General features: G+C 55.8%; 15 protein-coding genes and 1 riboswitch. Of the genes, 6 read left to right on the forward strand and 9 right to left on the reverse strand.

Annotation, left to right across the window (positions count from 1 at the left end):
* Positions 1 to 14 precede the first annotated feature (14 nt).
* Positions 15 to 2,285 (forward strand): hypothetical protein, encoded by a 2,271-nt coding sequence (locus BM485_05180; GenBank protein OKY76034.1) that lies wholly within the window; start codon positions 15 to 17, stop codon positions 2,283 to 2,285.
* 118 nt (positions 2,286 to 2,403) lie between these two features.
* Here the strand turns inward: BM485_05180 and BM485_05185 are convergent, their stop codons facing one another.
* From BM485_05185 to BM485_05200, 4 genes are all read right to left on the reverse strand, one after another.
* Positions 2,404 to 4,086 carry a hypothetical protein gene (locus tag BM485_05185; protein OKY76035.1) on the reverse strand — a complete coding sequence of 561 codons (1,683 nt, stop codon included), beginning with the start codon at positions 4,084 to 4,086 and terminating at the stop codon, positions 2,404 to 2,406.
* 47 nt (positions 4,087 to 4,133) lie between these two features.
* The gene (locus BM485_05190; protein ID OKY76036.1) at positions 4,134 to 4,694 is read right to left on the reverse strand and encodes a hypothetical protein; all 561 of its coding nucleotides are present in this window, start codon (positions 4,692 to 4,694) and stop codon (positions 4,134 to 4,136) included.
* A 136-nt stretch (positions 4,695 to 4,830) separates the two neighbouring features.
* The gene (locus tag BM485_05195) at positions 4,831 to 5,511 is read right to left on the reverse strand and encodes a radical SAM protein (GenBank protein OKY76037.1); all 681 of its coding nucleotides are present in this window, start codon (positions 5,509 to 5,511) and stop codon (positions 4,831 to 4,833) included.
* A 1-nt stretch (position 5,512) separates the two neighbouring features.
* Complete coding sequence (locus tag BM485_05200) at positions 5,513 to 5,893, reverse strand: 6-carboxytetrahydropterin synthase QueD (GenBank protein ID OKY76038.1); 381 nt, start codon at positions 5,891 to 5,893, stop codon at positions 5,513 to 5,515.
* Positions 5,894 to 6,057: 164 nt separating this feature from the next.
* Between BM485_05200 and BM485_05205 the strand changes: the two genes are divergently transcribed.
* The 4 genes from BM485_05205 to BM485_05220 all read left to right on the forward strand — a co-directional run bounded on the left by BM485_05205 (position 6,058) and on the right by BM485_05220 (position 10,662).
* Positions 6,058 to 7,416: a hypothetical protein gene (locus BM485_05205; GenBank protein OKY76039.1), complete on the forward strand. Its 1,359-nt coding sequence runs from the start codon at positions 6,058 to 6,060 to the stop codon at positions 7,414 to 7,416.
* A gap of 16 nt (positions 7,417 to 7,432) precedes the next feature.
* The gene (locus tag BM485_05210) at positions 7,433 to 8,149 is read left to right on the forward strand and encodes a hypothetical protein (GenBank protein ID OKY76040.1); all 717 of its coding nucleotides are present in this window, start codon (positions 7,433 to 7,435) and stop codon (positions 8,147 to 8,149) included.
* Between the two features lie 576 nt (positions 8,150 to 8,725).
* On the forward strand, positions 8,726 to 9,994 hold the full coding sequence (locus tag BM485_05215) for an RloA protein (protein ID OKY76041.1): 1,269 nt from the start codon (positions 8,726 to 8,728) through the stop codon (positions 9,992 to 9,994).
* Positions 9,994 to 10,662: a hypothetical protein gene (locus BM485_05220; GenBank protein OKY76042.1), complete on the forward strand. Its 669-nt coding sequence runs from the start codon at positions 9,994 to 9,996 to the stop codon at positions 10,660 to 10,662. The genes BM485_05215 and BM485_05220 overlap by 1 nt, the downstream gene beginning before the upstream one ends.
* A 149-nt stretch (positions 10,663 to 10,811) precedes the next feature.
* On the opposite strand, the gene BM485_05225 is transcribed toward BM485_05220, so the two are convergent.
* The 5 genes from BM485_05225 to BM485_05245 all read right to left on the reverse strand — a co-directional run bounded on the left by BM485_05225 (position 10,812) and on the right by BM485_05245 (position 17,663).
* Positions 10,812 to 11,885, reverse strand: coding sequence for a hypothetical protein (locus BM485_05225; protein OKY76043.1), 1,074 nt, complete (start codon positions 11,883 to 11,885; stop codon positions 10,812 to 10,814).
* Positions 11,863 to 13,965 (reverse strand): hypothetical protein, encoded by a 2,103-nt coding sequence (locus BM485_05230; protein ID OKY76044.1) that lies wholly within the window; start codon positions 13,963 to 13,965, stop codon positions 11,863 to 11,865. The genes BM485_05225 and BM485_05230 overlap by 23 nt, the downstream gene beginning before the upstream one ends.
* 4 nt (positions 13,966 to 13,969) lie before the next feature.
* Complete coding sequence (locus tag BM485_05235; GenBank protein OKY76045.1) at positions 13,970 to 14,419, reverse strand: hypothetical protein; 450 nt, start codon at positions 14,417 to 14,419, stop codon at positions 13,970 to 13,972.
* Positions 14,420 to 14,490: 71 nt separating this feature from the next.
* Positions 14,491 to 14,591: riboswitch (cyclic di-GMP riboswitch) on the reverse strand.
* Positions 14,592 to 14,754: 163 nt separating this feature from the next.
* Positions 14,755 to 16,497: a hypothetical protein gene (locus BM485_05240; GenBank protein OKY76046.1), complete on the reverse strand. Its 1,743-nt coding sequence runs from the start codon at positions 16,495 to 16,497 to the stop codon at positions 14,755 to 14,757.
* 95 nt (positions 16,498 to 16,592) lie between these two features.
* A complete protein-coding gene (locus BM485_05245) occupies positions 16,593 to 17,663 on the reverse strand; it encodes a hypothetical protein (protein OKY76047.1) in 1,071 nt (356 codons plus the stop codon).
* A gap of 331 nt (positions 17,664 to 17,994) precedes the next feature.
* Between BM485_05245 and BM485_05250 the strand changes: the two genes are divergently transcribed.
* Positions 17,995 to 19,098, forward strand: a complete 1,104-nt coding sequence (locus BM485_05250) for a hypothetical protein (protein ID OKY76048.1) — start codon at positions 17,995 to 17,997, stop codon at positions 19,096 to 19,098.
* Positions 19,099 to 19,103 lie beyond the last annotated feature (5 nt).

Below are 19,103 nucleotides of genomic sequence, written 5' to 3' on the forward strand. Positions count from 1 at the left end.
CGAGACCATCAGGTATGGGCAGACAGGAAAATGATGATCCGATTATAGCTCGGTTGCAACAGCTGGAAAGAAGCAAACTTGTCCCGTTTGATCTCGTGCCGCGCCGTAATCTGGTGGAAAAGCTCATCGAGCTTGTGCTGGTCGGCCCCCCGCCTGGGCCGCCCCAGGTCACGGCATCTTTTGAGGAGATGGCGACGGCTCTGTGCCGCGTTGATACCTCAGACCTGCGGGTTGTGGTGCTTGGCGGCGGCACCGGGCTGTCCAATATCGTCGGCGGTGACAGTCGCGGTGCCGCATGGCCGGAAAATCCTTTCCAGGGGATCAAGGAGATTTTTCCCCGGACCACATCCATTGTCTGCGTGACCGATGACGGCGGTTCCACCGGAGAACTGCTGAAGGATCTGCCCCTTGTCGCCCTTGGCGATATCCGCCATGTGCTGCTTTCCTCAATCAGCCTGAAGGTGCTGGGTGCAACCTATAATCTGAGGAGAGAAGAGTGCCGGCAGGCGGCGGCTATTCTCCACCGTCTTTTTAATTACCGGTTCACCGAGCCCCCGGACAATGCCGTCGGCCTCCTGTCCGGCGGGATTTTTCTTGAAGGGCTGCCGGTGAACATGGCCGCCGGGCTTCTGGAGCTGATCCATTCCCTGTTTGACGATGCCCGGCTGCTGCCCCTGCTTGCAAGGCCTCATTGTCTCGGCAACCTGCTGCTTGCCGCCGCTATTTACCGCCGGGTGGAAACAGGGGTGGATGTTTCCTCGCAACAACTGCTGGCCGGCATTGATTGGCTGGGTGCCTTGATCGGCTGCCGGGCAGGGGCGGTGCTGCCGTGCACCACGACTCCGGCCCAGTTGCTCGTGCTGTACAGCAACGGGGTGGTGGTCAGCGGTGAGCACAAGACGACCGGCGCCCGCCGCAACACCGCCATCAATCGTGTTTTTGTCGAATTTGCCGATGAACCGGTTGTGCCCGACCAGGTGCTTGAGGCTATTTCTTCCGCCGATATCATTGTCCTTGCGCCGGGCAGTCTCTATACCAGTATTATTCCAATCCTGCAGGTGCCGGGCCTGGCCCGGGCGGTGCGGGAAAATGCGCGCGCCCTGAAAATTCTCGTGGCAAATCTCTGGATCCAGAAAGGGGAAACGGATCTTGTCCTTGAGGACCCGCGCCGCCGTTTTTACGTCTCTGACTTGATCAACGCTTATCATCGCAACATTCCCGGCGGCGTTCGCGGTCTTTTTGAACAGGTGATGCTGCTCGGGCTGCAGGATATTCCCGGCAGCATCCTGCAGAATTATGCGGTTGAGGACAAGGTGCCCATCTATCTTGACCGGGGCAAGGTGTGGCAGATGGGTTTTGCGCCGGTGGAGGCACGGATATTTTCGGAGGCCGCCTTGAAAGAGCGCAAGGTGCAGCATGATCCGACCAACCTGGCCAGGGCCATCAAAATCATGTGGCCGGTGCGTGACCATATCCCCCGGGAATGCAAATCCGAACTGGCGCCCACGTTTCGCCTGAGTTCATCAACCCGCAAGGACCATTTCACCCTTGACCGCCGTCGGCGTCGATTTGTCACGCTGCTCGACACCTGGACCTGTCCGGGGGAGCTGCGGCAGGAACTGGAGGAAATTTTCTGGCGGCACGGCGATATCCTGCTCAGTCATCTGGATCAGGTGCGGGGCATTGAGCTGGTCAGCGAGGAGAAGTGGCAGCGCAGCATGAAATGGGACAGTATTTATTCCTATTACGACCCAGGTGACTTCCTGATAAAAATGCGGCAAGACGTTTTGCATGATCAGCCCAGGTTTGAAAATTCCTTCCTGGTGGCCGTGGGGCAGTCGCTGCTCGGCAATTACGCCGAGGCAAAGGAAATGAAGCCGGTGCTGCAGGGCGGCATCGAGCTTGGCAAGGTGTATCTGCTCACCCTGGCGCCCGCGGAAAAAAGAAGCTGCTTCCTTTCCTCGGACGAACTGCACCGTTTTCTCCGGCTGGTGCGGATGAATCAGGCGGATACCAACCCTCTGCTTTACACCAGGCTGATCAGCGGCACGGAAGGATTCACTCCGCCCGGCATGCTCATGGGCCTCATTTATGCCTGGTATCTTGACAGCCGCTACGCCTCCAACATTGAATACAAGATGGCCATCACCCGCATTCCCATGACCGGCATGGTGCGGGAGCAGGTGCGGATGCTCAGCCGCCGTCTGGATACCATTGATTTTTTCCGAAAGGTTATTTTTCGGCACACCTCTCCGGTTTTTGACGAACAGCTTTCCGTGCGTTAAAAGCTGCCGTCAATCAGTCGGCTGGGAAATCCGTCATTGACGCTTTCCAACAAGAGGGCGAGGAGGTTGTCGAGAGCCCCTGCGCTGTTGACGGCGCACATTCATGAGCAGATTATTCCTATAACTCCGCCACCTGTTTGATGAGCCGTGGCGGCGGTTGCTGCATGGCCTTCCACAGGAGAAGATCACGGTCGTAGATGTCGTGGCGGAAATGGACGATGCCGTCGTCGGTAACCCAGGCTGTCCAGTAAAGCAGATGGACCTGCACCTTTTCGGTCAGACGGATCGTTTGGGTTTTGCCGGTGGCCAGGGCCGCGTCAAGTGATTCCCGCTCGGCAAGAGGGGTGCCGCGCAGAAGCTGCATCGCAAGTTCCAGCGGTTTTTCCAGCCTGATGCATCCCGAGCTGAAAGTCCGCATGTCCTTTCTGAACAGGGAACGGGAAGGGGTGTCATGCAGGTAAACGTCGTGGGGGTTGGGAAAGAGAAACTTGACCCGGCCCAGGGCGTTGAGCGGGCCGGGATCCTGACGCAGCCGGAAGGGGAAGGTGTTGTCACGCACCGCATGCCAGTTCACCGTCGCCGGGTCAACCTCGCTTGATCCGGAGTTCCAGCCGCGAAACAGGCGGTAGCCGTTGGCTGCGAGGAAATGGCTGTCTTTTTTGATTTTCGGCAGCAGGTCCTTGGAGGCAATCGACACCGGTACTTCCCAGGTCGGATTCAGGACAAGACTGGAGAGGGTGCCGCTGAAAACAGGGGTGCGCCGGTATGGTTTACCAACCACGACCCGCATGGGCAGCACCGGCACGTTGTTTTCCACCAGGATCAGTTCGAAGGCCGCGATGTTGACGATGATGTGGCGGTTGCCCAGATCCTTCGGCAGCCAGCGCCAGCGCTCAAGGTTCAGTTCGATTTGGTGCGCGCGTTCAGACACCGGTACGTTGAGTGCGGCCAGGGTGTTGCGTCCCACCACCGCATCGGGGTCAAGCCCGTGCCGGGATTGGAAACGGCGGACAACCGCGGCAAGCTTTTCGTCAAAATAGTTTTCCTGCTCCGCGGTCGGGACGTTTTCATTTTCCGCCGCAAGGCGCCGGCGCAGGGCAATGATCCGCTCGCTGGTGTCGCCCACCTGGAGTTTGGGACCATCGGGCACCCTGGGCCAGTCGCCTTTTGCCGCCAATTCCCGGTAACGGGTCAGGGCCTGGCGCAGTCCGGCGTAGATTTGATTGCTGGGCAGCATGGCCCGCAGTTCTTCCTCGATAGTGTTGTTTGCCAGCGCCAGTCGCAGGCTCTGCAGGACATTGCCGTTGTGCCGCCGGATCTGCCACTCCGGGTCGATGGTGGCCGGATTGATGCGGCCGTTGGCAAAGTGCGATCCCAGCACGAGAAAGGCATCGGTCAACAGAAGATCAAGGGCCGCGAGCTGCTCGGCGGAGGGGTCGGCGTCAAGGCCGTCCAGCATTGTTTCGATGCCGCGCAGATGGTAATGGTCCGGGATCAGCCCCTCTGCCGCCGATTCCCTGATGGTCCGGACCAGATCAGCGGCTGCTTGCCCCGGCTGACCATCCATGCTCCAGGCCGGCGTGTACTGGCGGGAAAGATAAAAGTCCCGCACCGCTGCCCGATCATAAACACATTCCCTGCATATGTTGATCCCGCCTTCCGGACCAGCCGGCGCGAGTTGCCGGCTTATTTTCTCTTGGACCTGTTCGTTAAGCGACGAAATATTTGCTTGGGCCGGGATTGCGAGGATGATGAGCATGAAAAGGCAATACGACAGGATGACAAATGGGCGTTGACGCATGGTGATGGCGAAGGAAATCCCTTTGGGGAGAAAAGTGAAAAAGCTGTTTACCAGGTGCGGAATGCACCGGAATCGATGTGGAGAAAACCGCTTCTCGGGTAGTAGCCGACGCCTCCCATGCGCAGATTGAGTGCTGTTTTGCGCAGACTTGCCAGGCGGACCCCGGAAATACGGATATCAAGGGCCTTTCCTTCCAGATGGAGGCTGTGTTTGGCAACGCCCCTGCTCTTTTTGCGCAGCAGGGCATTATATTCCGGCGAACGGTAGGCGGAAATAACCTGGATTTCGTGTTCCCCTTTGATATTTTTATGCAGACTGTTGAGGAATTCAATGGTGCGAATGTCGATGGGGTGAACTTCGTTGTTGTAATGGCAGCGAAGCAGCCAGTTCAGTTCTTCAAGGGCGCTTTGATCGTAATTGCCGTATCTGTCGCGAAAGGTGACATTGAGCCGTTCCCCGGTGTGGCTGTTAAGCAGACGCAGTCGGCCGGGCAGTTTTCTTTCCCCGGCGATTTGCCGGGCCAACGCATTGTCGCCCGTACAAAGAGCAAATGTCGTGAGAAGTGACATTTTGAGAAAGGATCTGCGGCAAAAGCGGTCTAAAGGCATAGGCTCATTTTATTGAAGAAGTCGGTTGGAAAAAGTAAAAGAACTATCATTTAATATCAGGCGAAAGCCGTCAGGTCAACCAAAAAAGTGCTGTCGTTGCCGCAAATTGCGGCATTTTCGGGCAAAAATGCAAAAATCAGCAGCCTCTCGTTGCCAAGGGCCACAATGATTTGTGCAATTGGGTCTGCAGCCGGATGAGCAAACCGTCGTCAAGCAGCCATTGGGCGAGCTCTGCCGCGGAAAGTTTGTCCGTTATCGGAGAAAACAGGATCTTGGGCCGCAGCTTGAGTGCTCCGGGGTCGTTGACGCCGGGAAAATAACGGCGGATTGTCGCTACTGCCCAGTCATAATCGCTGCGCGAGCCGAGGACGCATTTCACCTCGTCCGCCGGTGTCAGCAGGGAGAAGTTGTCGTGATTCATTGCCTCGGCCATGCCGCTGCCGGGGCATTTCAGGTCCATGACTTTCACCACCCCGGCCGGTACCCGGCTCATGGCGACGCTGCCGTTGGTTTCCAGCAGCACAAGTCGTTGTTGCCGGACAAGTTCGGCCATCAGGGGATAGACTCCTTCCTGCAGCAAGGGCTCTCCGCCGGTGATCTGCACCAGCGCGGCGGGATGGAGCCGGGTGAAGTCAAGCAGTTCGGCCCGGGTTGTCGGCCGGGCTTCTTCCTCGTAGGTGTAACGGGCATCGCAATAGCTGCAGCGCAGGTTGCAGCCCGCCAGACGGATAAAGGCACAAGGGTAGCCGGCATAAGTCGACTCCCCCTGAATGGAGTAAAAGAGTTCGGAGACCTGGAACGCGGAGGCGCCGGACATTTCAGTCCGCGTTGCTTTCGCGGTAAATGACGCCGGTGCTGTCCGTTTCTCCGACCATGACCGAATGGAGATGGTAACGGTTCGAGGAAAGATCGTTTTTCAGTTTGGCGAAAATGTAGGCGGCGATGTTTTCCGAGGAGGGATTCTTGTCCAGGAAGGCGGCATGCTCATTGAGGTCCCGGTGATCGAGGTCGTCCATTATGGTTTTCACCGCTTCCTTGACGGTGCGGAAATCAATGCCCATGCCCAGTTCATCGAGTTTTTCCGCCCGCACGGTCACCTGCACGTGCCAGTTATGGCCGTGCGGTTTTTCGCAGTTGCCGGGATAATTGCGCAGGTGGTGGCCCGCGGAAAAATGGGTTTTTATAAAAACATCAAACATGCGGTTGTCTCCTTGGGTGGTCGTGCTTTGAATTATGACGGACTCTATTCAGGATGCCATTTAACGAGTTTACTCCTCAATAAAAATATGATAATGCAATGTAAACTCAAAACCTGTTTCACGTAAAGGTAAAATATAGATCCTGCTTGAGGAGAAATTGTTCCATGGCAAAAATAGCGCCACTGAAAGGCCTTCGCTTCAATCCTGAAAAAATAAACCGCATGGAAGATGTGGTGACCCCGCCCTATGATGTTATCGATGAAAAGGCCGGAGTCGCCCTGTTGTCCAAGAACTCCTATAATATGATTCAACTCGATCTGACGAAAAATGCGGGCGATGCGCCGAGTGCGGAAAGATACGAGGCGGCGCGGAACCTCTTCCAGCGCTGGCAGGAAGAAGGGGTGCTGGTCAGGGATGCCGAGCCGACGATTTATCTGTATCACACCACTTACAACTTGAGCAACGGACGCACCTTCACCCGCAGGGGCCTGGTGGCGCTGGTCGGCTTGGCCGAGTTTGACGAGGGCATCGTCAAGCCCCATGAGAAAACATTCCGCAGCGTCACCGATGACCGGCTGCGCCTCATCGATACCTGCCAGGCCCAGTTCAGCCAGATTTTTTCCCTGTATTCCGATCCCGCCGGCGCCGTCATGAATATTCTGGAAGAAGCCTGCCCGGAAAAGCCCCTGTATCAGGTGGAGGATCAAGACGGCTGCATTCATTCCCTGTGGGCGGTGACCGAGCCTGGGGCGCTGGAGCTGGTGAAAAGGGCCTTTGTTGACCGGCCGCTCTACATTGCCGACGGCCATCATCGCTATACCACCGCCCTGCAGTTGCGGGAACTGATGGTGAAAAGACAGGGCAAGGTGGCGGCGGACAGCCCTTACAATCATATCATGATGTATCTTTGCCCCATGGAAGATCCGGGCCTGTCGGTGCTGCCCACCCATCGCCTGGTTTCCTATCCGGGCCGGATCACGGCGGATGAGCTGGTGGCGAAAATGGCCGACTATTTCGAGATCTTCGAGATCAGGGGCGGTATTCGTGAAAGCCTGATGGAGCAGGTGCTTGACCGCATGGATGAGAGGCCGCACGGCCGGACGGTTTTCGGCATGTATGAGCCGGCGGCCGACCGCTGTTTTCTGCTGACCTTAAAGCCCGGGGTCATGGAAAAGGTGGTGGGCGGGGCAATGCCCGCCGCCCTGCAGGAGCTTGACGTGGTGGTTCTTTCGGAGCTTATTGTCGAACGGCTGCTCGGCCTTGACCATGAACGATGCGACAGTGAAAATCTCATCTCCTATTACAGCGATCCCGATACCGCGCTTGACACGGCGGTCAAGCAGGCCGCCACGGCGGATGCGAGCAGTCCGATTCTTTTTCTCATGAACCACACGCCGGTGGCCCAGGTGAAAAAGATTGCCGATGAAAATCTTATCATGCCTCATAAATCGACCTATTTTTATCCGAAAATCCTCACCGGCCTGCTGATCAATAAAATCGTGGCGGAGGAAACGGTCGCGTAGCATCATGGGAGAGGGGATGACGGAGGACACCCTTTTTAACGGCCGCCTCCACTGCCGGCAGCACGCCGACGGCTACCGTTTTTCCGTTGATGCGGTGCTGCTGGCCCATTTCATCAGCCCCGGGCCCGAGGCGGCAATCCTTGATCTCGGCGCCGGTTGCGGCGTGGTGTCGCTCCTGCTCTGTTACCTCCATCCCGGAGTGCGGATCACCGCCCTTGAATTGCAGCCGGGACTTGCCGAACTTGTCCGCCAAAACATCACGCTGAACGGTCTGCGGGATCGCCTTTTTCTGCAAGAAGGCGATCTGCGCCGGATGAAATCCCTTTTTGCCGCCGAAACCTTTGACTGGGTGGCGGCGAACCCTCCCTACGGCAAGCGTGCCTCCGGCCGTGTCAATTCGTCCGATGAGCAGGCCTGCGCCCGCCATGAAATCAACGCGAGTCTTGCCGAGGTGGTGGCTGCCATCGCCCATGCCCTGAAAAATCGCGGCCGTGCCGCCCTGGTTTATCCGGCGGCGCGCACCGCCGTCCTGCTCACGACCCTGAAAAACGCCCGGCTTGAACCGAAAAGACTGCAGATCGTGCACAGCTATCCGGGCGGGGAAGGGAAGCTCGTGCTGGTTGAGGTCATGAAAAACGGCGGCGAGGAAATGACCATCCTGCCGCCTTTTTTCATTTATGAATGCCCATCCGGCCCTTACAGCGAAGCGATGCGGAAAATGTATGAACCGTGACAGGCAAGGGGTTGCGGGCAAGGAAAATATATTCGCCCCCTCTCGCGTCCCTGTTCAAGGATGTGCCGGGGAGTTCACCGGGAACCGGTTTGCTTTTCCGGCGCAATTGGCTTGTTTGGAAAAAAACATTGAAGTATTCGGAAGGGAACGTATAAATGCAGTCAATGGGCCGATGCCGCCGGCCAGGAGAGGTCCTGCGGAGTGCCCTTCAGGTTGTGGTGATATTCAGACCTGTGGAATTACGTGTTGCGCGTGGTCGGGACAGACAAAAGAATAGGTTCTTTTTTCAGAAGAGCTATTGGTTTGGAGGTTGGACAGAGTAAGCGTGGCGGACCTCGGCTGCGGCGCAGAATAAAACCTGGGTCTTTATTTCGGACAGAGCGAGGATGTCGGGTTGGGGCTATCCCATCGGTTAGTAGAAAAATAGATGCGGCTATCAATTTAGAAGCATTTTTTTCATTTTTTCTGCATTTTATACTTGAAAAGTTGTATATTGAGGGTATGAGTGTAAATGTAATGACGCCCGGAGACTAGCCGGATAATGTCTTTCACCCTTCATTTTCAAGGACTGCTGTCATGCTTATCGAGTTCAGTGTCGCTAATTTCCGTTCCTTTTGGGAGCCTCGGAAACTATCCTTGGCCGCGACTCCTCAGAAAGACCTGCTGGAGAACAATACCTTTGAAAGTCCGGTTGCCGGTCTACCCCGACTCCTCCGTTCGGCAGTTGTTTACGGCCCCAACGCTGGAGGTAAAAGCAACTTTATCCGCGCTATTGCGTTTGTGAAGAAGTTTGTCGTCTCCTCGGCCAAGGAACTTCAGGAAGGTGAAGGGATCGCGGTTTTTCCCTTCCTGTTCAATCAACTTGGGCCAACCCAGCCCAGTGAGTTCGAGGTGCAGTTCATCCAGGAAGGCGTCCGCTATCAGTACGGCTTTGCGGTCACCAAAGAAAGGGTAACCAACGAATGGCTGATCGCCTATCCGGAAGGTCGAGCCCAGCGCTGGTTTGAAAGGACTTTCCAGTCGGAGAGCAACGACTACCAATGGTATTTCGGCAGCCGTTTCATCGGCCGTAAAAAGCAGTGGCAGGAGATGACCAGAAGCAACGCTCTGTTTCTTTCCACCGCAATTCAGTGGAACAGTGAGCAGCTTAAACCGGTCTTTATCTGGTTTCAGAGGCTTTTCGTCATCGGTCACGGCACGTTACTCGCTCCTTCATACAGCATTAATGCCTGCCAGGATGAAGAAAAGAAAAAGCACATCCTTGCTTTCATGAATGAAGCGGATCTCAGCATCTCCGATATCCAGATGGAAACCAAAGATTTCTCTACCGAAGATCTGCCATCAGATATGCCCGAAGTGATGAAGGAGGATATCCGTCGCAGTATGGATGGCAAAAAGATGACGCGGGTGGGCTTTCTTCATCCAGTCGATGGCGGAGATTCCACAGTAACCCTTTCGCTCGAAGAAGAGTCGGACGGTACCCGCAAACTCTTCGCCTATGCCGGCCCCTGGCTCAACATGCTCTCCCAGGGCCGAATCATCATCGCCGATGAGCTGGACACCAGCCTCCATCCAAAGATCATGCGATATCTGCTTTCCATGTTTCATAACGGTAAAACCAATCCGGCAAACGGGCAGCTGATTTTCACTACCCACGACACCTCTCTTCTGGATCAGGATTTAGTACGTCGCGATCAGGTCTGGTTTATCGAAAAAGATAAGTCCAACGCCAGCCAGATCTATCCGCTCACCGACTTCAAGCCCAGGGCGGGTGAAGCCCTGCAGAAGGGATATTTGAGCGGCAGGTACGGAGCCTTGCCTTATACCAGCGAGGCAAACCTCTGATGGCACCAGCGGACCAACTCTTCCATCGGAGAAAGGCCAAGAAGGCCGAGGCCCTGCGCCGGGAGGCACAAAAGCGCGAGGCCTATGATCTGGTGTTGATCGTCTGTGAAGGCGGAAAGACCGAACCGAAATATTTGCAGGAACTTTGTGATGCCTTCAAGCTGAGCACCGCCAATATCAGAATTGCCGGTGACGAGTGCGGCTCATCGCCCCGCAGTGTGGTGGATTATGCCCTGAAAGAGTATCGGAAAGAAAGAAAGTACAACCGGGTTTTCTGCGTCTTCGATAAAGACCGGCACCCCACCTACAATGAGGCACTGGAACGAATCCGGACGGCGAAAATGGGCAAGGGGGATTCCATTCAGGCTATCACGTCGGTACCTTGTTTTGAGGTCTGGATCCTTTTGCATTTCTGCTATACCACTAAAGCGTTCGGTTCCACCGGCCCGTCTGGTTCCATCTGTGCCTCGGTCATAAAAACTCTAAAGAAACACATTTCCGGCTACGACAAGGGCACGGGCGGCCTTTTCTCTTCCCTCAAGGAAAGGCTGCCGGATGCCATGATACACGCCGGTCGCTTGGAGAAACATGCAGATGAGTCGGGAAGCGACAACCCCTCCACTAAGATGCATCAGCTGGTCGAATATCTGCGCGGTCTGAAAAAGTGACTTTGCGAGTGAAAAAGGGTCGCGTCTACTCTTTCACTTTATGTGGAATGTAGTCCTGGCTCACCCTGTCTTGCGAGCCCGGCGCTTCCAAGCTTCGAGAAGAAAAAAGGGACCGGCTTCACTCAGGTCTGCTCCTGCTTTATCCATTCTTACACCCCGATCTCGATGGTGACGCTGGTGCCCTTTTTGACCTCGCTGTCGATGTGAATCGTGCCGTTATGTCTGCGCAGGATTTCTTTCACCACGGTGAGCCCCAGGCCGCTGCCCACCGTTTTGGTGGTGAAAAAGGGATCAAACACCTTGTTGATGATCGTGTCGGGAATGCCTTCGCCGGTGTCGCTGATAACTATCCTGATCAGGTTGCCGTTTTCAGCCGGCAGAAAGTCGGTGCGCAGGGTCAGATCGCCTCCCCCCTTCATGGCATGGCAGGCATTGACGATGAGATTGATGAAGACCTCTTCCAGGCTTTTTTTGTCCTGCATGATCACCGGCACCTTTTCGTCGAAAAAGGTGTGCACCGTGATTCCCTGTTCTTCCATTTCCTTTTCGAAAAGCAGCACGACATCGGCGATCAGCTTGTTGATATGAAGCTCTTTTTTGTCGAGGACGATCTCGCCGGAAAAGAGAAGGATGTCGTTGATGAAGTTTTCCAGGCGGGCAACCTCGTCGACGATCACCCCGGCGTATTTTTCTTCCGGCGCGCGCAAGGAGGCCTTTTTGCGTAAACGGTCGGCAAAACCGCCGATCAGCGTCAGCGGGGTGCGGATCTCATGGGCGATCTTGGCGGAAATGTCGCTGATGGCGATCAGCTTTTCCGCCCGTTTCATGTATTCGTGGGTCGCCTTGAGGATGTCCTGGGTTTCCAGCCGTTCCTCCGCCCGGCGCAGGGAGACGAGCAGCGCCTTGTTGTCCACCGGTTTGGTGATGAAGTCGGAGGCCTCAAGCTGCAGCGCTTGAATGGCAATGTCCATGTCCCCGTGGCCGGTGATCATGATGACCTGGGTTTCCGGGGAAAGCTTTTTTATCTTTTTCAGCACCTCGATGCCGTCCATTCCCGGCATTTTGATGTCGCTCAGCACAATGGCGGGCTTTTCCCGCTGAAAGACCTCAAGCCCCTCGATGCCGTCCGCCGCGGTGAAAACTTCGTATTCCCTGCTGCGCAGGTAGAGCCCCAACACCTTTCTGATGGGTTCCTCGTCGTCAATGAGCAGTAGTTTCGTCATGTATTCCTCGCATTTCGTCTGCGCTTTGATTGCGTGACGCCGGGAACCGCAACTCGAATGTGGTTCCCGCGCCCTCCGTGCTTGCAACCGTCAGCGTGCCGTTATAATCCTCGACAATGGCGTGGCTGATGGAAAGACCCAGTCCCGTGCCCTTGCCCACTTCCTTGGTGGTGAAAAAGGGCTCGAAAATCCGGTCGAGTATATTCGCGGCAATGCCGTGGCCGGTGTCGGACACGCGCACCACCACGTCATTATTGTCGGTAAATGAGTGAATCGTCAGAAGCCGTTCCGCTCCGGCCGGGTTTTTCTCCATCGCGTCCCGGGCATTGGTTACCAGGTTGATCAGAACCTGCTCCAGTCTGTTGTTTTCCCCCATGATGGGCGGCAGATTTTCCTGGAGATGCAGCTCCCATTTGATTTCCCGCAGCCGCAGTTGCTGGCCCAGCATTTTGAAGACATCTTGGATCGGTTTGTTGAGGTCCATCTCCTGCGCCTCGATATCGGCGATTCGAGCAAAATCGCGCATGTGGCTGATGATTGCCGCCGCCCGGTCCACCTGGCCGCTAATTTCGCCGGTGACCTCTTTCAGGTCTTTTTCCGCCATGGACTTGCCGCTGCCGGCCATCTCGCTCAGGAAATCGCTGCCGATCTTGATGACATTCAGGGGTTGATTCAGCTCATGGGCGATGCCGGCCGCCATTTCCCCCAGGGTCGCCAGTTTGCTGGCCTGTACCAGTTGCGCTTCCTTTTGGACGCTTTTGGTGATATCTGTGGTTGTGGCGATCAGGGCGTCACGTTCCAGGTATTGCGCCTCGCAGACGTGGATGTTGGCGTAGAATATGGAGCCGTCTTTTCGGCGGTGTTGTTTTTTGGAGAACAGGATGGAGGACTGATCGGTTTTCTCCCGGAAACCTGCCGCGATTTCCAGGGCGTCATCCGGATAGCCGAGGTCGGAAAACGACATCCGCAGAAGTTCCTCGCGAAAATAGCCGTAGTGGCCTTCGGCCCGGGCATTGGCATCAAGAATTGCCAGTGTCTGCCGGTCAAGGATGAAGATGGGGTTGGGGTCGGCATTGAACAGTCGCCGGTATTTTTTCTCCGACTGCCGCAAATCCTCCTGGGAGCCGTTCAATCTGTACAGCATATGTTTGAACGAGTCCGCCAGTTGAACCATCTCGTCCCCCACATGGGCCCGATACACCCGGCATTTTCTGCATTCATCGAGCTTGTTCGGGAATTTGCCGGATGGCTGGGCCTTGCACAGGGTTTTGTCAACATACCAGCACATGATGTCGTTGTTGCCGTGGGCCGGGCAGCACTCTTTCTCGCAGTGCTCTATTTCCCAGCATTTGACCTTTCTGCCGAAATCGAAACCGGGATTTCCCCGGCTGATTTCGTCGGCCAGCCTGGTTAGGAGCGAAAGGGGACCGGTGATGTAACGGGAAAGAAACAGGGTGAGGAAAAAACCGACCAGGGCAATGGAAATCACGGTCAGCATAATTTGCCAATCCATGAGCAGTGCCATCCGTTGCTCGACCGGCACCCAGTTGATGCCCACGGTCAGCGCCCCTAGTATTTTCTTTTCTTCGCCGTGACATTTATAGCAGTTTTTTTCATTGGCAATGGGCATGGCATGGAGAAGCATTTTCGACTCGCCTTCCGCATACAGCTCCTTGGCGAGAAGTCCGGTCCGCAATGCCCTGCCGGTGACTTCGGAATTGTCGGTTTTTCCTATGTTGGCCGGAGCGCCGCTGTATCTGATGACCTGGTGGGTGTCGCAGAGATTGACGATAAGCACATCCTTCAAGGTGTGGACCCGTTGCAGGATGGCGTTGACATCCTCCATCTCGCCGTCAAGCATGGGATACTCGATGCTTTTCATGACGGTGTCGCTGATTTCGAAGGCCTGTTCCTCGTAACGCTGCAGGTGAAATTTGGTTCGTTTGTGCATGTCAAACCAGGTTGACAGGCCGATGATGACGACGAGGATGGCGCTGACCCCGAGAATCACCCGGACGGCAAGGCTCGTTGTGCCGGTAACGGCACGGATTTTATCGAGAAACAGGCCGATTTGCCGCATTGATTCAATATCCCATATGCTTATGCTGGCGGTGACATTTGGTGCAGACGTTTACCGGGATGCTCAGGGTGCTCAGATGGGCCTCCACCGTGGGCGCATTGACGTGCAGGCTTGCCGGGCCGTGGCATGCCTCGCACTGGACATTTTTCATGTGCGGCGTCTTTTCGACGCTGACGAAGCCGCCCGGTTCATTGTAGCCGGTGGTGTGGCAGGGCAGGCATTGCGCATCGTGTTCCTTGCCCCGCATCTCAAGAATGCGGAAGTTACGCGAATATTTCCAGTCGGAATAGGTTCTGACATGTTCGGGATGGCATTCGATGCATTTTTCCATTCCCACATAATAGGGTTCTTCGGGTTTGCTCTCGGCTGCCGCGCCGCTGATCTCGGACCAGGCAGCCCCGCCGAACCAGGCCATGATGACCAGCAGGATGGTTCCCGTGTTAAAACGTTTCATAGCGTTCCTCCTTGTTTCAGCAGGGAGCGGAGACAGGGCGATAAAAAAGCCGAGCCGCCCCTTTCTTTGTATAAGGCAACCCGGCTAACTATGGAAAGAGCTTGTCTGCGATGCAGTCCATGGCCCCGTGGCTTTCCGTCCCTGTCTCTCGACAGGTTTGGCTTTATTTCATAATAAAAATGGTACTTTGGCCTCCGCTAAAATACAAGCGAAATGTCAAGAAAACCGGAAGGCGAGGTTTCCGGCGAAAGAGGATGCCTGGGCGGAAACGGCAGCAGGAGCCGCCTCGAAATTGCCGAAAAGCGCGGTGTTTTTCTTGGCGAGTCCTGAAAGAATTACCCCCGGCAGGCGGCGAGCTGTTCCCTGGCGAAGTCAATGGTCGGGTCCATGGACAGGGCCAGCTCAAAATATTTTGCCGCCTCCGTAATCTTGCCGATCTTCCGGTAATTGACCCCGAGATTGGCGTAGTCGATGGCCGAGTTGGGGGCCAGTTCCACTGCCCGGTGAAAGTGGGTGATGGCCTTGTCGAACTGGGAAAGTTTATAGTAGCAGACCCCCATGATATTGTGCATGTCCGGTCGTTCCTCGTCGTGGGCCAGCCCCTGGCGGATGGTGATGATGGCCTCGTCGAACAGGCCGAGGTTTTTCTGGCAGTCGCCGATAAAGGAGTGAATATAGGGAATGTCCTCCTGCTCCGGGGTCATGGAGAGCGCCTTTTGCAGATGGAGGAGCGCCTCTTCAAGTCGGCCGGTTTCGATGAGATTCTTGCCCAGGTAGAATTCCAGGTAATAGGCCTGGGGCAGGATCCGCTGCATGGCAAGCAGTCGCTCCCGGCGGAGCAGGGGATCGGTGATCTTTTCCGCAACCAGCTTGGCGGCAAAAAGCCCGACATTGCTGATGCGGGACCGTTCGCGGAAATGGGCGCCGGGCACGATGGTGTAAAGGGCGGGCACCTGCAGGGCCGGATGGGTGACATCGATCATGTAGACCTCCATGTTGATGCGGGCCAGGGCCTTGAGGTAGTTTTCCACCTCCACCCGGATATTGCTGTCGCTGATGTCAACCATTTCCGGCACGGAAATTGTTTTGTCCGTATGGGTCAGATAGCGGACCTCGTCCATGGACAGGGGTTTCGGCAGGCCGCTTGCCACGTAATTTGCCTGGGAATTGAAGTCGCCCGCCAGTTGGGCAACCTCGGTCAGGGCGCGGATGATGGCCTTGTCCGGGCCCGGGGTGGTGCCGGCGGTGTAAACGATTTCGCTGGTGGCCGGGAAGGTTGCGCGGTCGATGGCCAGGGCGGCCACGGTGGGAATGCCGGTGTCCAGGGTGAAGTCATTGAGATAGACCTCGATGCCGTTTCTGGTGAATTTCGCCATCAGGTCGCGCACCACCGGGTCCGTGCTTGTTGATACGTCAATTGCCGGGGTGAGGATTTTTTCATGGCTGACCACGGCGGAGACATGGCGTTCGACAATCTCGCAGATGCCCTGACTGATGGCCTCTTCCACCGTGTTGCCGGCGCAGGGGCCGTTGAATTCGTTGATGGCGTAAAACCAGCTGAACGGCACCAGGACCTCTTCCTCCTTGCCCAGATTGGTGGCCCAGGTCCACTGGATGGGAATGTCTTTGATCAGCTGTTCCAGGGTGTCGAGGCCGGTTGTGGTGTCGTGCACCGACTGCAGCAGCTTTTCCAGGGGCAGCAGGGGCAGGCCTGATTTTTTCAGATTGGCGTAGGTGTCGAGGATGAAGTTGTCCGGGTTTTTCATGAAGCTGAAGAAGCTGAACCGTTCAGCCAGTTCCATGCAGGCGCTGGCCTGGGACTGTTCCGGAGTGCTGCCCTTGCCCATCTGTTTCTTGTTGCCGATGGTGGCCAGGGCGTCCTTGCCGCAGATGCTGAAGTAAACCGGGATGTCCAGCCGGCCGTTATCGATGCGGCGCACCTCCTGCAACACGTCAAGCTTGACTTCCCTGAGCTTGTCCTTGAAGCGCCGGACCGTTTCGGTGGGGTCGCAGACCTTGTCCTGATCCAGGGTATAGTGCTTGAAAGAGTCGGCCAGGCGGATTTGTTTTTTCTCCATGATGTTTCCTCGTGCTGCTTGCTTATGAACAGAAAGAAATTGAATTTTTGTCGATCCAGACAGCTATTACCCGATTTCAGCTTTTTTGCAAGCCTTCAACGCCGGCGCAGCAGCTCCTCGAAGGCCTCGGTCAGTCTGACAAACTCATCGTGCTCGCCGCCGATGTCCGGATGGAGTTCCTTGGCCTTGCGGCGGTAAAGTTTTGTCAGCTCTTTTTTGCTGAGTCCAGCCAGTTTTTCCTTTGTTTCCCCGAAGATCGCGCCGGCCGCGTCCATGGAGACCGTGGGGCTTTTCGGGGGGGCGCCGAAGGTGCGGTGGCTGTTGATAAACCGGCGGATGTAATCATTGAGCGCCTGGCTTGCCCCGAAATCATAATCAAAAAAGAGGATCAGGTAGCGGATGAGATAGGGCTGCAGCCCGTCCGGCACCGCCATTCCCTTCCATAATTCGGGGTCGCGGTTCAGGCAACAGAGGGCGTCGACAAAACAGGCATCGAGTTTTTCTTCGTTTAAGCCCTGGGGCATGATGCGGGCAAAGGACTCGCTGAAATGCCGCTGCAGATTGAAAACGGCATACAAATACTGTTTGACCTCGTCGGCATGGAAGACCTGTTCCCGGCTGATGAAAAACTGTTCCTTTTCGTCGCGGGATTTGCCCAGCAAGCGGCGGCACAGCTTGTCCGGCATGCGGTGCAGGCCGCTTTGGTCGATGGAGCCGTACCAGAGGTAGTGGAGCCGTCTGCGGTCGAATTCGTGGATTTCCCCGGCAATGGCGGCACGTTCCTCGACGGAAAGCGGGGAAATTTTCGTTTGTCGGCCACGACTCCTGAAAGGCTCCAGTTTGTCGCGCACATCCTTTCCGACAAAAGGCCACAGCAGCTCTTCCGCCATTTCCCCGGCATCGCCGGCAACAAAAGGGCGGATCGCGTCAATCACCCTGTCGTCAACGCAGTAGCCGTGGCCGCCGAGAGGGACGATGAATCGGCTCGGGTTGTCGCCCAGGTCAAATATTTGCCGAGAAGAAAGCAGACCGCTTTCTTCATCCCGGCAGGTCTGCCGGAAAAAGTAGCGCGGGCGTGCGCCGTAAAGGGCGCGAGCCAGGTACAGACTTTTTTCCGGCCGAACGGGACGCCGGTCAACCGGGTTTTCTCCGCTGTTTTTTTTCATTCGGCGGTCTTCTTTTTTTCAGGTCATGGAACCTTTTTACCTGGATATCGTGTTAAGTAAGACAGGTGCCGGTCCTGAAAAATCTGAATTACGTACATACGCTTTCTCCGGCCTGTCTTCACGGGTGACGACTTATGATAATGCCGTCAATAATACTCAGAAGATCCCTTCAGCTCCAAGACAAAAGAACTTCGCTTCGTTTTTTTTGTCATTCCGGGTCATGCGACATTATGCCGCATTGTCTTTTCCAGATTAAAATATAATAATAGTTACGAACTTTAATAGTTGGGCAACTATTAAATATTTATTAAAATTTGAAAAGGAGATCAAAATGAAAAAAGTGTTATTGTCATCAGCGGTAATGTCACTGGTTCTGGTTGCCGGCAGCGCCTTTGCTCTTACCCTTGAAGAGCAGATGGGCAGACACGTTTACATGGATAAGGACCTGTCCTTGAACAGCACCCAGTCATGCGCCACCTGTCATCACCGCTCCTCCGGCTTTGCCGATCCGACCAACAGCCGCGACCCCTATAACACCATTGTCTCCCTTGGCGACGACGGTGTTTCCAAAGGCGGCCGCAACGCCCCCACGGCCGCCTATTGCGGATACAGTCCGATTCTCCAGCAGAATGAGGACGGCGAGTGGTTCGGCGGTATGTTCTGGGACGGCAGAAAAACCGGTGAAGTGCTTGGCGATCCGCTGGCCGAGCAGGCCCAGGGTCCGCCACTGAACCCGGTGGAAATGAATATGCCGTCCGCCGGTGCCGTGGTGGAACGGGTTGCCGCGTCTCAATATGCCCACCTGTATGTCGAATATTTCGGCCCTGAATTCTTTGCCATTTACGGCGACGACGACACCCCGGACGGCTTTCTCGATTTCAAGGTCGATTACGCCTATGAAATGATCGCCCGCATGGTGGCCGCCTATGAGCGCTCTTCCGAGGTCAGCCCGTTTGATTCAAAGTTCGACAACGGCACGCTGAACGCCCAGGAACAAAACGGCGCCGCTCTTTTTAAAGCCAACTGCGCGTCATGTCATCCGGATGTTGTCGTCGGCTCCGAGCCGGCCGCGCTTTTCACCAACTACGGCTATGTCAATATCGGCGTGCCGGAAAATCCGATGATTTCCGACCCTGCCGATGATACTGATGACGATCTCGGACTCGGCTTTGTCAAGGAAGGGGAGGACGGCAAATTCAAGGTGCCGACCCTGCGCAACATTGCCCTGACCGCGCCATACACCCATAACGGTTCTTTTGCCACCCTGCGGGACATGGTTTCCTTTATCAATGACCGGAGCGGCTTTACCCCCGACGTGGCGGCCAATCTGAGCGACGCCACGGGAAGCATGGGGTTGACCGAGGCGCAAATCGATGACATTGTCGCCTTCCTCAATACCCTGAACGACGGCGGGATGATGCGAAACGGCAGATAAGGATC

It is taken from the genome of Desulfobulbaceae bacterium DB1, assembly GCA_001914235.1.
Lineage (GTDB): Bacteria > Desulfobacterota > Desulfobulbia > Desulfobulbales > SURF-16 > DB1.